The organism is Salinibacillus kushneri (assembly GCF_900111405.1).
GTDB classification, from domain to species: domain Bacteria; phylum Bacillota; class Bacilli; order Bacillales; family Alkalibacillaceae; genus Salinibacillus; species Salinibacillus kushneri.
Map to the genome: position 1 here is coordinate 295,167 of NZ_FOHJ01000004.1, position 16,135 is coordinate 311,301.

A 16,135-nucleotide genomic window follows, 5' to 3' on the forward strand; every position below is an offset into this window, starting at 1 on the left:
ATTCTTGGTTTTACTATTCCTTATTCGCTACTTCCTGTTCTTTCATTGCATCCTTTCTGGAAAGATTAACTCTGCCTTGGTTATCAATTTCCTTAACCTTAACCAGAATTTCATCTCCAACGGAAACAACGTCTGAAACATTTTTAATATGGCGTTCATCCAGTTGTGAAATGTGAACAAGGCCCTCTTTGCCTTTAAAGAGTTCAACAAACGCACCAAATTTCTCAATACGTTTAACTTTACCAAGATATATTTTACCTACTTCAACCTCTCGAACAAGATCCTCAATAATCCCTTTAGCTTCTTTGTTCATTTCCATATCAGCCGATGAAATAAAGATATTTCCATCTTGTTCAATATCAATTTTCACACCAGTATCTTCAATGATTTTGTTAATCTGTTTTCCACTAGGTCCGATAACATCTCTGATCTTATCAGGATTAATACTCATCGTTAAGATTTTTGGTGCATACGTTGACAATTCATGACGTGGTTGATTAATGGTTTCAAGCATATGTCCTAATATATGCATACGTCCCTTTTTAGCCTGCGTTAGAGCTTCGTCTAAAATTTCACGTGATAGGCCTTCAATTTTAATATCCATCTGTAGAGCCGTTACGCCTGCTTCTGTACCGGCTACTTTAAAGTCCATATCACCAAGATGGTCTTCCATTCCCTGTATATCAGTTAAAATAGTATAATCGTCATCTTGTTTCACTAATCCCATTGCAATACCTGCTACTGGTGCTTTAATTGGGACACCTGCATCCATCATAGCCATTGTACTTCCGCAAATACTAGCCTGAGAGGTAGATCCATTGGATTCTAATACTTCTGAAACCACGCGAATGGTATAAGGGAAATCTTTTTCAGAAGGTACAATCGGTTCTAATGCACGCTCACCTAATGCACCATGTCCAATTTCACGACGACCCGGGCCACGGATAGGTCCTGTTTCTCCTACACTAAAGGAAGGGAAATTATAGTGATGCATAAAGCGTTTTGACTCTTCTAAATCAAGTCCGTCTAAAATTTGAACATCACCAAGTGCTCCTAACGTACATACACTTAAAGCCTGTGTTTGACCTCTGGTAAATAAGCCTGAACCGTGTGCTCGTGGTAAGACTCCAACACGTGAAGATAGAGGTCTGATTTCATCTGGAGCACGGCCATCCGGACGAACCTTTTCCTTCGTAATTAAACGGCGAACTTCTTCTTTAACCAATGCCTCTAGAACCTCACGAACTTGCCCAAGCACATCTTCGTCTGCTTCTTCTTCCGTATATTTCTCTATTATTTCATCTTTCACCTGGTCAATCGCTTCATCCCGTGCATGCTTTTCTTTTACCTGAATGGCTTCAACTAATTTTTCTTTTGCATCCTTTTCTACTTGCTCTCTAATGGACTCTTCAGCTTGAAAAAGTTCTACTTCCATTTTCTCTTTACCGACTTCTTCAATAATCTTTTCCTGGAATTCAACGAGTCTTCGGATTTCTTTATGACCAAACATAATCGCTTCAAGCATGACTTCTTCAGGTACTTCATTAGCTCCGGCTTCTACCATGTTGACCGCATCTTTGGTGCCGGCAACGGAAAGATTAATGTCACTTTGTTCTAATTGCTCCACAGTAGGATTAATGATGAATTCCCCATCAATTCGTCCTACGATTACACCTGCAATCGGTCCATTAAATGGGATATCTGAAACACCTAAAGCAATAGAAGATCCAATCATGGCAGCTACTTCTGATGAGCAGTCCTGATCAACACTCATTACTGTACTGATAACCTGAACTTCATTACGGAAGCCATCCGGAAATAGAGGTCTTATCGGACGGTCGATTAAGCGGGAAGTTAAAATCGCTTTCTCACTAGGTCTACCTTCCCTTTTAATAAAACCACCTGGAATTTTTCCTACAGCATATAACCTTTCTTCATAGTTCACTGTAAGCGGGAAAAAATTTAAATTTTTAGGTTCATTTGATGCAGTAGCTGTACATAATACAGCTGTTTCTCCATATCTTATCATGCAGGCACCATTTGCTTGCTTGGCAAGTTCACCAATTTCAATTTTAAGTGTACGGCCTGCAATATCAATGGAGTATTCCTTTTTGTCTTCTGCCATTTTATATACTACTCCTCTCAAACAAAAATTACGTTTATAGTTAGATTGTAACAACCGCATTTGAATTTATGTAAAAAAATACCCCTATCCAAAATATAACAATACTTCTTTCTATAGAAAAAGCGGGATTCTATCCCGCTTTTGTTCCTTCTCTAAAAATCCACGAAACTAAAATAGAATTAGCGACGCAGACCAAGTTTTTGAATTAACTCACGATAGCGAGTTACATCTTTTTTACGTAAGTAGTTCAACAAGTTACGACGTTTACCTACCATCTTCAAAAGACCACGACGTGAATGATGATCTTTCTTATGATAACGTAAATGGTCATTGAGTTTTGTAATTTCTTCAGTTAGGACAGCAACTTGAACCTCTGGAGATCCAGTATCATTTTCGTGTGTCTTAAACTCATTGATGATTTCATTCTTACGTTCTTGTGTTAGAGCCATCCTGTTTCACCTCCTAATTATGATAATCCCCATTCTCCTAGCGTAGCGTTGGTGAAGCGCTAAGCCAAGCGATGGTTGAATAACGTACGGATTATACGATACATCTTTTTAACTAAAAATGCAAGAGGATTTATGAGGAAATCGCAAAAAAATGTCGTATTCTTTCCTCGTCATTATGCAACTGTGACTTAAGCTCCTCAATACTGGAGAATTTCTGTTCGCCGCGTATATAATGGAACAAGTCTATTACGACCTCTTTACCATAAATGTTTCCAGAAAAATCAAAAATATACACTTCTATCGAAGGTTTTCCTTCATTTTCATTGAATGTTGGTTTATATCCGATATTAGCCATCCCATCATAAATAACCTCACTTACTGTAATTTTAACAGCATATACTCCTGCTTTAGGTAAATAATAGTCATCGGAAAGTTCAATATTTGTAGTTGGAAATCCTAGTGTACGTCCTCTTTTATCTCCTTGAATTACAGTACCTCTTAAGTGATAAGGTCTTCCTAATAGTTGATGGGCCTCTTCCATTTTACCAGTAGAAATTTTTTCCCGTATAGCCGTAGAACTTATTTTTTCCTCATTATGTGTAATCTTGTCTATAGTCGAAAAGGTAAACATCCCTCGAGAATGCTCTTCAATCGTATTCATCGTACCTTTCCCTTTATGACCATATGAAAAATCAAAGCCGGCTACCAAATGCTTAACACCAAGTTTGATTAGAAATTCATCTACAAATTGTTGTGGCTCTAATTGAGCTAAAGCTTCATTAAACCTTACAATAAAGACATAATCGATACCGAATTGCTCAAACTGATCCATTTTGTCCCTTTTTGGTGTTATGTAGTGGATCTCCTTTTTTTGTTTACTTAATACAACAGAAGGATGAGGATGAAAGGTCATAACCGCACTCTTATACCCCTTTTTTTGGGCAACTCTTTTCGCTTCCCCAATAACCTCCTGGTGCCCCCGATGTACGCCGTCAAAATAGCCAATAGCTAAAGACATCATTTCCTGTATATCATCCAAATAAATTTGATTTGGATATTCCAGATTAAAAACTTCCATTTTTCCACCTTCTTTACAACAGCAAATATTCTCTCTACGTTTAAGACTAAGTATGGACTTGAAACATTTTAAACGGTTTCATTAGGCTGTCCTTATTCGGATGAATTTGATATAAAGCAATTAATTCTTCCTTCATTGTCTTAATTCGAAAAGGGTTGGTTTGTGGTAAATCATTTGGTAAAGGCAATACTTGTCCATGCATAAAACGACTTTTTTCGTGATCACTCACATATAGTGTATCAAATTTTTGTAAAGCAAAGTCGATTGAGTATACATTTTCTTTCATTGTATTTTCATTTACGGTCTTTTTCAATTTTTCCAGAGAAATGGACTGTTTACAAGTAAATGAGCCAGACTCTGTGCGGGTCAACTTTGACATATATGCAGGATAACCCAGTGCTTTACCTATATCGACACATAACGTTCGAATATATGTACCTTTTGAGCATTCGATACGAACACGAAATGATGCTGTTGAATCGTTTTGTGACCAGGAAATGGAATGGGATAACAATTCCAGGTTATAAATATTTACTTGTCTTTTAGGCCGTTCCACTTCAATTCCTTGTCTGGCATATTCATAAAGCTTTTTCCCTTTTACCTTTACAGCAGAATACATGGGAGGTATTTGCTGAATCTCTCCTTCAAAATGGAATAAAACCTTCTTAATATCATCGATAGTAAAGTTATGAGAAACCTCTTTTTGGTCTATGATGCGCCCTTCCTTATCCTCTGTTTCGGTAGCCATCCCTAAGCAAACTTCCGCCTCATACACCTTTGGAGAATCCATAATGATGGATGAGATTTTAGTACCTTGCCCAATACAAATCGGCAAAACACCATCAACCTGGGGATCCAGCGTTCCTGTATGACCAGCCTTTTTTGTTTTTAAAAGCTTTCGAACTTGAAAAACACAATCATAAGATGTCATTCCAGCTTCTTTCCATAAGGGGAGGATTCCGTCCATTTTGATTCCTCCTATCTATATCTAATGGGTGTATGTAAACAAGTAAAAAGGATAGACACAAATTGCCTATCCCTTTTATGTCTACTGTCCATTCGAATCTTCATTGAGCTCACTTAAGATTCTTTCAATTCGATTTCCATACTCAATGGTTTCATCAAATTCAAAAGTAATTTCAGGTGTCTTACGTAATCGAATTCGTTTTCCAATTTCTGAGCGGATAAAGCCTTTTGCTTTTGCAAGACCAGCCAATGTATCGTGTTTTTGGTCTTCATCCCCTAAAACGGAAATAAAAATCTTCGCCTGCTGCAAGTCACCTGTTACTTTTACATCTGTTACAGTAACAAAGCCAATACGAGGATCCTTAATCTTTTTTCCAATAATATCCCCGAGTTCTTTTTTCATCTGTTCAGCAATTCGATTGACACGTAGTTCACTCATTATCTAACACCTCTTTATGTCAAGGGATGAGTCTATAACCATTCAAATTGTTTATGGGTTACTTCCAGTTCTGTAAAAGAGTCGACTACTTTTAAAACTTCTTGTAAAACCTTTTCTGCCTGTATTTTATCGGAAGAAACATGAGCGATTCCTATTGCTGTTCGCTGCCACAAATCTTGATAATCTAATTCACTTATGGACACATTAAATAAATGTCTGATTTTATGAATCAAACGTTTTAAAACCGATCGTTTTTGCTTTAGTGATTGGGTGTCATAAATGAAGCATTCGATTTCAAGATAGAGAATCATACAGGTTTAACTTCCTCCATTACAAAGGCTTCAATGATATCTCCTTCTTTAATATCATTATAGTTTTTAATCGTTATACCACACTCATACCCTTGGGCAACTTCTTTTACATCATCCTTATAACGTTTTAATGAATCGATTTCTCCTTCAAATTGTACGATTCCATCACGGATGAGGCGTACACCTGCATTACGGGTTACTTTACCATCCGTAATATAGCAGCCTGCAATGGTTCCCACCTTGGAAACTTTAAAGGTTTCACGAACTTCCGCCTGCCCCGTAACTTTTTCTTGATATTCAGGATCAAGCATACCTTTCATAGCCGATTCAATTTCTTCAATCGCTTTGTAAATAACGCGGTGAAGCCTTACATCAACATTTTCTGTTTCTGCAGTCTTCTTAGCATTTGCATCAGGCCTTACATTAAAGCCAATAACAATCGCGTTTGATGCCGAGGCAAGTATAATATCTGATTCCGTAATGGCTCCAACACCAGTGTGAATAATTTTCACTTTCACACCCTCTACTTCAATTTTACGTAAAGATGCTGCAACAGCTTCAACGGAACCTTGAACATCGGCTTTAACAATAAGATTAATTTCTTTCATATCTTGTTGCTTAATCTGCTCAAATAGGTCATCAAGGTTTAATTTAGCTGTATCATTTCGTTGAGCCTCAATTTGCTGTTGTTGTCTTGCTTCACCAATTTGTCTTGCCTTTTTCTCATCTTCAAAAGCTACGAAGCGGTCTCCAGCCTCAGGCACATCATTTAAGCCTGTAATCTCAATCGGAGTCGATGGTCCCGCCTCTTTAATACGACGTCCTTCATCATTAACCATAGCTCTTACTCGACCATGAGTATGGCCAACAACTAAAGGATCCCCAACATTTAACGTACCATTTTGAACGAGTAATGTAGCTACGGAGCCCCGTCCTTTATCTAATTGAGCTTCAATCACTGTTCCAACTGCATGTCTATTAGGATTTGCTTTTAATTCTTCTACTTCTGCAACAAGCGTAATCATTTCAAGCAAATCATCAATACCTTCTCCTTTAAGAGCAGATACAGGAACAAAGATTGTGTCTCCTCCCCAATCTTCCGGAACAAGCTCATACTCAGTTAGTTCCTGCATAACACGGTCAGGGTTCGCCCCTTCTTTATCGGTTTTATTTACCGCTATAATAATCGGGACTTCGGCAGCTTTAGCATGATTGATCGCTTCAACAGTTTGAGGCATAACCCCATCATCTGCTGCTACGACTAATATAGCAATATCCGTTACTTGAGCCCCTCTGGAACGCATACTTGTGAAAGCAGCATGCCCAGGAGTATCTAAAAAGGTAATTTTCTTCCCTTCATCCTGTTCAATTTGATAAGCACCAATATGCTGCGTGATTCCACCTGCTTCACCTTCTGTTACTTTGGTATGACGAATAGAGTCAAGTAATGTTGTCTTACCATGATCAACGTGCCCCATAATGGTTACAACAGATGGCCGCTCAACTAAATCTTCTTCAGCGTCTTCAAAAACATAATTTTCGATGTCTGTTTCATCAACAACCACTTCTTCTTCAACTTCAACTCCGTATTCTTCACCAAGAAGTTCTATAGTATCTTTATCCAGATCTTGATTAATCGTTGCCATAACTCCTAAAAACATTAACTTTTTAATAAGTTCAGATGGTTCTTTATTTAACTTTTCCGCTAATTCACCAACACTTAAAGAACCAGAAAAGGTAATCTTATTAGGGGCTTGGGTTTGACTATTTTGTTTATTTGATTGTTGTTGATTTTTATTATTGTTTTGTTTCATAGTATTTTTATTTTTCTTTTGTTTTTCTTTTTTATGACCGTTTTTTCTATTTTCATTAGTCTTTTTGTCAGACTTCTTATTCTGAGCTTGGTTGTTATTCTTAGGTTTTTTGTCTTGTTTCTTATTGTCTGGTTTCGTTGTTTGATCTTCAGGTTTTCCACCAAAACCAAATTCTTTATCCAATAAAGCTTTCGTTCCATCTGTTATGGTGGACATGTGGTTAGATACCTCAATGTCTAAACTTTTTAGTTTTTCAATGACTTCCTTACTTTTTAGCTTGTTCTGTTTTGCGTATTCATAAATTCGCATTTTACTCATACATTCACCCCCGGTTAGTTTGTTCGACCATGGAGACAATCTTTTTGGCGAATCCGCTATCTTTTACTCCGACAGCTACTCTGCCTTCTTTTCCAATCGCTTGGGATAATGTGTCACGATTATCTCCAATTACAAACGGTATATCATAAAACGTACACTTATCCGTAAATTTCTTTATTGTATTTGGTGCTGCATCCTCTGCAATAATTAAGAGCTTTAATTGCTTTGAACGGATATCTTTTAAAATGGTTTCCTCTCCTAAGCTGCACTTTCCAGCTCTGAAAGCTAATCCGACAAGATTTAAGTAGGACTGTTTCAATGCTTCACACCTTCAACATAGTCACGTAATTCTTGATATATTTTCGTATCTACCTTTACATTAAATGTTTGAGACAGAACATCTTTACTTTCAGCTTGTTCAATGACTTCTTTATCTTTAGATAAATAAGCACCCCGACCATTTTTCTTACCTGTCTCATCTATAAAAATATCGCCTTCTTTATTCTTTACAACTCGAATAAGCTCTTTCTTAGGCTTCATTTCTTTTGTCAAAACACATTTTCGTAAAGGTATTTTTTTATTTTTTGCCATAAGAAAATCTCCCCTTATTCAAAAGAATTGTCTTCTAATTCGGAATAAGTTTCTTCCTCATGGTTTTCCTATAGTAAACCTTCTTCTTTTGCAACAGACTCACTCTTAATATCAATCTTCCAGCCTGTTAATTTAGCTGCCAGTCGTGCATTTTGACCTCGTTTACCAATTGCTAATGATAACTGATAATCCGGAACGATTACAGTGGTTGCTTTGTCTTCCTCATCAACCAGAACAGATAGAACCTTTGCTGGACTTAACGCATTCGAAATATACACAACAGGATCCTCTGACCACTCTACGATATCAATTTTTTCTCCTTTTAGCTCATCAACCACAGCTTGAACTCTTTGGCCGCGCTGACCTACACAAGAGCCAACTGGATCAATTTCAGGATCCTCCGCATGTACAGAAATCTTGGAACGATCCCCTGCTTCTCTTGAAACAGATTTAATTTCTACGATTCCATCATAGATTTCAGGAACCTCCATCTCAAACAAACGTTTTAAAAGCCCAGGATGGGTACGGGATACAAATATTTGAGGTCCTTTATTGGTACTCTCAACTTTTGTTAGGAAAACCTTAATGCGATCATGGACATCATACGTTTCATTTGGCATAACTTCATTATGTGGTAAGCGACCTTCCGCTTTTCCTAAATCGATATAAATAAAACGATGGTCTTTACGTTGAATGATTCCTGTCATAACATCTTCTACACGATCAATAAAATCATTATAAATGACTCCACGTTCTGCTTCTCTAACGCGCTGGGTGACGACTTGTTTAGCTGCCTGAGCAGCGATTCGTCCGAAATCCTTTGGCGTTACCTCAAGCTCAACAACATCGCCTTCTTCATAACTTGGATCAATTTGTTGTGCTTCTTGCATGCTAATTTCGGTTTGTGTATCTTCAACTGAATCGACAACTGTTTTTCGTGCCAGTACATGCATGGAGCCTGTTTCCTCATTCAAGTCTACTCTAACATTCGTTTTAGACTTGAAATTCTTTTTATATGCTGATATTAAGGCAGCCTCCAGGGCATCGACTAATACTTCTTTATCGATGCCTTTTTCTTTCTCTAAATATTGGATTGCCTCAAAGAGATCGGTGTTCACCATTATGTCCTCCTTTTAATTAAATGTAACAGCTAAATGTGCTTTGGCTATTTGGTCGAAAGGAATCTCTACATTTTTCGTTCTTGTTTTCACTTGTACTTCCAAATTTACGATGTCATTTTCAAAAGAACGGAGCTTTCCTTCAAATTCTTTTTCACCATCAATAGCCTTATATACTTTCACGTAGATATTTTCACCTACATGATCGACAAAGTCCTTCTTCTTCTTTAGAGGTCTTTCTACTCCTGGTGATGATACTTCTAAGTAATATGGATCTTTAATAGGCTCCACTTCATCTAACTTTTCACTTAAAGCCTCACTTACTTTGCCGCATTCTTCTATATCCACACCGCCTTCTTTATCGACATAAACACGCAAGAACCAGTTTTTACCTTCCTTCACGAATTCAGTGTCTACAAGTTCCAAATTCATGTCGTCTAAAATGGGTTGAACGAGCTCTTCTGTTGTGTCTGTTACCTTTTTTCCCATTTTGATCACTCCTTTAGCGTTTATGTAGAATTCCCCCTGGCACTTAGCTCTTAATAGCTCAATGGACGATAAAATTCCCTGCCATTAAAGCAGGGAATTTACTAGAGCCATTTGCACAACATAACAAAAACGGAAGGGCTTAAAACGCTCTTAAACAAAAATGGAGGTTTATAAGACCTGATTTATACTTTATTTTTCTAAATAAAGTAATTTCCATCCAAGTAATAGGAAAGAGTGGGGTTCCCCACTCTTTATCCTCACTTCGTATCCTTTGTTATACCAACAAAAATATACCATAACTTCATAAACTTTGCAAACGTATTAAAATAGGGATAACTGATTGGCATCAGGTAATCCTTCTAAACAACCATGATCATCTAAATATTCGAGAACCGTTTTAGAGATACGACTTCTTTCGCGTAAGTCTTCTTTGGATAGGAATTCGCCATCTTCACGGACTTTCTGAATGTTTAATGCAGCATTTGTACCGAGTCCATCAATGGCATTAAAAGGTGGTATTAATGTATCTCCATCCACAAGGAAATCCTTTGCATCAGAACGATACAAATCTACTTTTTGGAATGAAAATCCTCTTTCATTCATCTCTAACGCCACCTCAAGCACGGTTAACAAGCTTTTTTCTTTTGGAGAAGCGTCATTTCCTTTGTTCATGATTTCTTCAATCCGCTTTCGAATGGCCTGACTGCCTTTAATCATAGTATCCAGTTCGAAATCACTGGCCCGCACACTGAAATAGGCCGCATAAAAGTAAATAGGGTAATGAACTTTAAAATAAGCAATTCGTATCGCCATGAGTACATATGCAGCTGCGTGAGCTTTCGGGAACATGTACTTAATTTTTTTACAGGATTCAATATACCAATCAGGTACATCATGCTTTTTCATTTCTTCAATCCATTCATCCTGTAGTCCTTTCCCTTTACGCACAAATTCCATAATCTTAAATGCCAGGGAAGCTTCTAAGCCTTTATGAAGTAAATAAACCATAATGTCATCCCGACAGCCAATAACCTCAGGTAACGTACAAATTCCTTTGTTAATCAGTTCCTGCGCATTTCCAAGCCAAACATCTGTACCATGAGATAATCCGGATATCATAACGAGTTCGGCAAATGTAGATGGTTTTGTATCTTCCAGCATTTGTCGAACAAATCTTGTACCAAATTCCGGCACCCCTAATGTTCCAGTTTTACACATGATTTGGTCCGCATCAACCCCAAGCGATTCAGGACCACTGAAAATTTTCATCACTTCAGAGTCATCAGTAGGTACATCTTGAGGGTCAATTCCGGTTAAATCCTGCAGCATACGTATGACGGTCGGATCATCGTGTCCAAGTATATCCAGCTTAAGCAAATTATCATGAATAGAATGGAAATCAAAGTGAGTCGTTCTCCACTCTGAGCTCCGATCATCTGCTGGATACTGAATGGGTGTGAAGTCGTAAATATCTTTATCATCCGGAACCACGATAATGCCACCTGGATGCTGTCCAGTTGTTCGTTTTACACCTGTACATCCCTGAACTAGACGATCAACCTCAGTCTGTTTATAAGTAATATCATGATCAGATGCATATCCTTTCACATAGCCATAGGCCGTTTTATCAGCTACCGTACCTATAGTTCCAGCACGATAAACCTTATCCTCACCAAATAGTACTTTTGTATAGTTATGAGCACGTGGCTGATATTCTCCTGAAAAGTTCAAATCAATATCAGGAACTTTATCTCCTTTAAAACCTAAGAACGTTTCAAACGGTATGTCCTGTCCATCTTTATTTAATCGTGTACCACATTGTGGACAATCCTTTTCTGCCAAATCAAAACCAGAACCAACTGATCCATCATCAAAAAACTCAGAATGCTGACAATTAGGACATACATAGTGAGGTGGCAGAGGATTAACTTCTGTGATTTCTGACATCGTTGCTACTAATGATGACCCAACAGATCCCCTTGAACCAACTAAATAACCATCATCCAACGACTTTTTAACTAGTTTATGTGAAATGAGATAGATAACCGCAAAGCCATTACCTATGATACTATCAAGCTCTTTATCCAGACGTTTTTCGACTATCTCTGGCAGTGGATCACCGTAAATACTTTTGGCACGACCATAGCTCATATTTCGCATTTCATCTTCTGCGCCATCAATATTTGGTGTATATAAATCCTCTTTAACTGGTTTAATGTTCTCAATCCAGTCACTAATTTTTTGTGTGTTTTGAACGACAAGCTCAAAAGCCTTATCTTCACCTAAAAAGGCTAAATCCTCCACCATTTCATTTGTTGTTTTGAAATAAACATCAGGTAGTGTCTGACGATTTAACGGATTTCCACTTTGAGATGCAATGAGAATCTGACGGTACACTTTTTCATGTTTTTCAATGTAGTGAGTGTTTCCAGTGGCAACAACAGGCTTGTCTAATTTGTCCCCAAGCTCTACTAGATTCTTTAAAATATCGTGTAAATCATGTTCATCCCGAACAAGCTCTTTTTCGATTAAATGAGCATAATTAGAAGGCGGCTGTATTTCAATATAATCATAAAAAGCTGCAACGTTTTCTGCTTCTTCTTTAGACTTCTGCATCATCGTCTCGAACAGTTCACCCTTATCACAGCCTGAACCTATTAAAATCCCCTCACGATATTTTTGCAGCTTTGAACGGGGAATTCGTGGAACCCGGTAAAAATAATCAATATGTGAATGGGATACTAACTTATATAAGTTCTTTAACCCTTCCTGATTTTGTGCTAATAACGTTACATGAAATGGTCTTGAACGCTGATAAGCATTCCCCTCTCCCATGTGGTTATTAAGCTGATTATGATTGGAAATGTCCTTTTTAAAGCATTCTTGAACCAGCTTCCAGAGTAAGTAACCCGTAGCTTCTGCATCATAGATTGCTCGGTGATGTTGGGTTAATTCAATGTTAAACTGTTTACATAACGTATTTAGACGGTGATTTTTTAAATTAGGAAGTAAAAATCTTGCAAGTTCAAGGGTATCAATAACTGGATTTGAAGCCTTTTCTTTCCCAATTTTCTTAAGCCCAGCATTTAAAAAACCCATATCGAAACTGGCATTATGAGCAACCAAAATGGAATCACCCATCCAGGTATGAAAGTCTTCTAATACTTCATCCACTTCAGGTGCGTCCTGAACCATATCATCCGTAATTCCTGTTAATTCAGTAGTGGTTTCACTTAACGGATGATGGGGATTGGCAAAGGCTTCAAATCGATCAACAATTTCACCATTTTTCACTTTTACGGCAGCAAGTTCAATAATGGTATCATAGACGGCCGATAAACCAGTTGTTTCGACGTCATAAACAACATACTCTGCATCTTCTAAAGAACGGTCCTGTTCATTATAAGCAATGGGAACTCCGTCATCGACTACATTAGCTTCAACACCGTATAGAACTTTAATGTTGTGCTTTTCTCCTGCAGCATAAGCTTCAGGAAATGACTGGACAACGGCGTGATCAGTTATGGCAACAGCTGGATGCTGCCACTTTGCTGCGGTTTCAATCAACCGGGAAGCCGATACAGGAGCATCCATTTGACTCATCATGGTATGGGCATGTAGTTCTACGCGTTTTTTATCCTCTGGGGCATTATCTGAACGAACCGTTTTTTGGATCTCGTTAATATCGCGTCCCATCATCGTAAGTTCGTTTGTAAAGGTGTCCGTTTGAATACTTCCTCTTGCACGTACCCACATACCTTTTTTGAACTGTTTAAACTTATCCTGATCACTCTCACCGTTTGAAAACATTTTAATCGTAATAGAATCCGTATAATCTGTTACTTTGGCAATCAACAGATGACGACCCGATCGAAGCTCACGAATCTCAACATCAAAAACATAACCTTCAATCGCTATTCTTCGTTCCTCTTCAATAATAGCCTTCATTCCAATCGGTTCTTCCTGAATAGGATAACCAATCATAAATGGCTCATCGCTTTTTTCTTCACTTTGTTTTCTTGCTCTTTCTTCCTTATCTTTCACAGCTTTTTGTATCAAGGTTTTATCTTCCTGCTGTCTCATCTCCATAAAACGCTTCCGGTCTTCTTCGGATTCTTTAGCATCGACTTGGATTTGCAACGGCGAACAGCCAATTTTCATACAAAAGTCTTGTAAAGGGCCTTGTAAACGTTTTTTAATGGCTTGTGATTCAGCCTCATTCCGAGCTGTTATCGTTAATTTGTTACCAGAGACTTCCGGAGTTTGTTCATAAAGATTATCTTTATAAGCTGGTAATAAATCAGGTATAGATTGAATAAAGACTGTCCAATATTCACCTAGATGCTCTTCCTTAAATTCCTTATTATCACTCTTTAGTATAAAATCTACAGAAGCGATATGATCAAAAGCTTCATGTATTTTGGTTTCAAATAGCTGGAATACGTCTGGGGGCAACAAATCCTGAATATGAAACGTAAAACGCCATTTTTTCTCCTTCTTAAAAACAGTTAATTTCTCTAAGGAGGCTTCTTGAAAATAGGTATTTATGATGTCATTAGGTAATTGAATTTGCTCCAGTAATATATCCATTTTTTCACGGTTGGTGACCGTCATAATCAAACCTCCCCTTTATAAACTGGAAAGCCCCTGTCGAATTTGGATGACAAGGGCTCAAAAAATGTTCTATTCTATTTTACCTCACTCATGAAAGAACGTACAGTATCAATAATATCAGATTTATAAATATCCTGCTGATCTCCGGATTGACGATATTTAAGCTCTGCGAAGCCTTCATCCGCACGCTTTCCAACAGTTATTCTAAGTGGAATTCCCACGAGGTCACTGTCTGCAAATTTAACACCTGCGCGTTCTTTTCGATCATCAAATAAAACTTCAATACCGGCTTTTTTCAATGTTTCATAAATTTCCTCAGCAAGCTCTTTTTGCTCATCCTTTTTCATGTTTAAAGCAAGAAGATGGACCTGATATGGAGCCACTTGAACAGGCCATGTGATTCCATGATCGTCATGATACTGTTCAACAATAGCAGCTAACGTCCTGGAAACTCCTATACCATAGCAACCCATAATGAACGGATTCGCTTTTCCATTTTGATCTAAGTAGGAGGCATCCATTTTCTCAGAATAGAACTTTCCTAATTTAAATACATGACCTACTTCAATCCCTCTGGCAAACTTTATCATTCCTTTACCATCAGGAGATGGATCCCCTTCTTGAATAAAACGTAAATCTGCATATTCTTTCACCATAAAATCCCGTTCAGGGTTTACATTAATATAGTGATAGCCATCTTCATTAGCCCCGCAAGAAACATTTACCACAGATTGAACAGCATAATCAGCTATAATGTCTACATTTTCTGGTACACCTATAGGACCTAATGATCCAAACCCTGCGTTCATGGCTTGCTTTGTTTCTTCTTCACTTGCTAAATCAACGATACTAGCGTCATATAAATTTTTTAATTTTACATCATTTACTTCATGATCCCCACGCGTAATAACTAAAACTAGCTGCTCGTCCACTTTAAACATAAGAGCCTTCAAGCCCTTATCCAGTGAATGTCCTAAATAATGAGCTACGTCTTCCATCGTTTTTTGATTTGGTGTTTCAACCTTTTGTAATTCTTTTGCTTCTTCATTTGAGGGTTCATATTTTGTAATGACAGGTGCCATTTCAATATTCGCAGCATAATCAGATGTATCAGAATAGGCAATCACATCTTCCCCTACATCTGATAAAACCATAAATTCATGGGTATCCTTTCCTCCCATAGCACCTGAATCAGCAATAACAGCACGGAAATCCAATCCACAACGAGTAAAAATGTTACGATAAGCATTAAATATTGTTTCATAGGTTTTATCTAAGCTGTCAAAGCTATCATGGAAGGAATAGGCGTCCTTCATTAGAAATTCACGCCCTCTTAGCAATCCGAACCGGGGTCTTTTTTCATCTCTAAATTTTGATTGAATTTGATAGACCGTTAAAGGTAACTTTTTGTAACTTTTCACTTCATCTCGAATTATACTGGTAATAACCTCTTCATGAGTGGCACCTAAAGCAAATTCCCGACTATGACGGTCATCAATTCGCATTAGTTCGAGACCATATGTCTGCCAACGGCCCGATTCCTTCCACAACTCAGATGGCTGTAAAGCAGGCATAAGAATTTCGGTAGCACCAGCTTCATCCATTTCTTCTCGTACGATTTGTTCTACCTTTCTTAAAACACGATTCCCTAATGGTAAAAAGCTGTACAGACCTGAAGCAATTTGTCTCATATATCCAGCTCTCACAAGCAATTGATGACTTTTAATCTCAGCATCAGTTGGATTCTCTTTTAAAGTAGGTAATAGCAAGTTACTTTGTTTCATAATCATGCACCTCGATTTTCTATTCTAAAAAGATTCGAA

Annotated in this window: 13 protein-coding genes; all 13 read right to left on the minus strand. The window is 37.7% G+C overall.

The window, feature by feature from the left end:
* Window positions 1-13 precede the first annotated feature (13 nt).
* The 13 genes from pnp to BMX63_RS08120 all read right to left on the minus strand — a co-directional run bounded on the left by pnp (window position 14) and on the right by BMX63_RS08120 (window position 16,096).
* Window positions 14-2,125 (minus strand): polyribonucleotide nucleotidyltransferase, encoded by a 2,112-nt coding sequence (pnp, locus tag BMX63_RS08060; protein WP_093133875.1) that lies wholly within the window; start codon window positions 2,123-2,125, stop codon window positions 14-16.
* A gap of 179 nt (window positions 2,126-2,304) precedes the next feature.
* Window positions 2,305-2,574 (minus strand): 30S ribosomal protein S15, encoded by a 270-nt coding sequence (gene rpsO, locus BMX63_RS08065; protein WP_093133878.1) that lies wholly within the window; start codon window positions 2,572-2,574, stop codon window positions 2,305-2,307.
* Between the two features lie 130 nt (window positions 2,575-2,704).
* Window positions 2,705-3,652: a riboflavin biosynthesis protein RibF gene (ribF, locus tag BMX63_RS08070; RefSeq protein ID WP_093133881.1), complete on the minus strand. Its 948-nt coding sequence runs from the start codon at window positions 3,650-3,652 to the stop codon at window positions 2,705-2,707.
* Between the two features lie 46 nt (window positions 3,653-3,698).
* Window positions 3,699-4,619, minus strand: a complete 921-nt coding sequence (gene truB / locus BMX63_RS08075; RefSeq protein WP_093133884.1) for a tRNA pseudouridine(55) synthase TruB — start codon at window positions 4,617-4,619, stop codon at window positions 3,699-3,701.
* Window positions 4,620-4,700: 81 nt separating this feature from the next.
* The gene (gene rbfA, locus BMX63_RS08080) at window positions 4,701-5,057 is read right to left on the minus strand and encodes a 30S ribosome-binding factor RbfA (RefSeq protein WP_093133886.1); all 357 of its coding nucleotides are present in this window, start codon (window positions 5,055-5,057) and stop codon (window positions 4,701-4,703) included.
* 32 nt (window positions 5,058-5,089) lie between these two features.
* On the minus strand, window positions 5,090-5,368 hold the full coding sequence (locus tag BMX63_RS08085) for a DUF503 domain-containing protein (RefSeq protein WP_093133889.1): 279 nt from the start codon (window positions 5,366-5,368) through the stop codon (window positions 5,090-5,092).
* The gene (infB, locus tag BMX63_RS08090) at window positions 5,365-7,500 is read right to left on the minus strand and encodes a translation initiation factor IF-2 (RefSeq protein WP_093133892.1); all 2,136 of its coding nucleotides are present in this window, start codon (window positions 7,498-7,500) and stop codon (window positions 5,365-5,367) included. Before infB ends, BMX63_RS08085 begins: the two co-directional genes overlap by 4 nt.
* A gap of 4 nt (window positions 7,501-7,504) precedes the next feature.
* Window positions 7,505-7,819 (minus strand): L7Ae/L30e/S12e/Gadd45 family ribosomal protein, encoded by a 315-nt coding sequence (locus tag BMX63_RS08095; protein ID WP_093133895.1) that lies wholly within the window; start codon window positions 7,817-7,819, stop codon window positions 7,505-7,507.
* On the minus strand, window positions 7,816-8,091 hold the full coding sequence (gene rnpM, locus BMX63_RS08100) for an RNase P modulator RnpM (protein WP_093133898.1): 276 nt from the start codon (window positions 8,089-8,091) through the stop codon (window positions 7,816-7,818). Before rnpM ends, BMX63_RS08095 begins: the two co-directional genes overlap by 4 nt.
* Window positions 8,092-8,159: 68 nt before the next feature.
* Window positions 8,160-9,212, minus strand: coding sequence for a transcription termination factor NusA (gene nusA, locus BMX63_RS08105; RefSeq protein WP_425441463.1), 1,053 nt, complete (start codon window positions 9,210-9,212; stop codon window positions 8,160-8,162).
* A gap of 12 nt (window positions 9,213-9,224) precedes the next feature.
* Window positions 9,225-9,698, minus strand: coding sequence for a ribosome maturation factor RimP (gene rimP, locus BMX63_RS08110; protein ID WP_093133901.1), 474 nt, complete (start codon window positions 9,696-9,698; stop codon window positions 9,225-9,227).
* A 321-nt stretch (window positions 9,699-10,019) separates the two neighbouring features.
* A complete protein-coding gene (locus BMX63_RS08115; RefSeq protein ID WP_093133904.1) occupies window positions 10,020-14,312 on the minus strand; it encodes a PolC-type DNA polymerase III in 4,293 nt (1,430 codons plus the stop codon).
* A 74-nt stretch (window positions 14,313-14,386) separates the two neighbouring features.
* Window positions 14,387-16,096: a proline--tRNA ligase gene (locus BMX63_RS08120; protein WP_093133907.1), complete on the minus strand. Its 1,710-nt coding sequence runs from the start codon at window positions 16,094-16,096 to the stop codon at window positions 14,387-14,389.
* Between the last annotated feature and the right edge of the window lie 39 nt (window positions 16,097-16,135).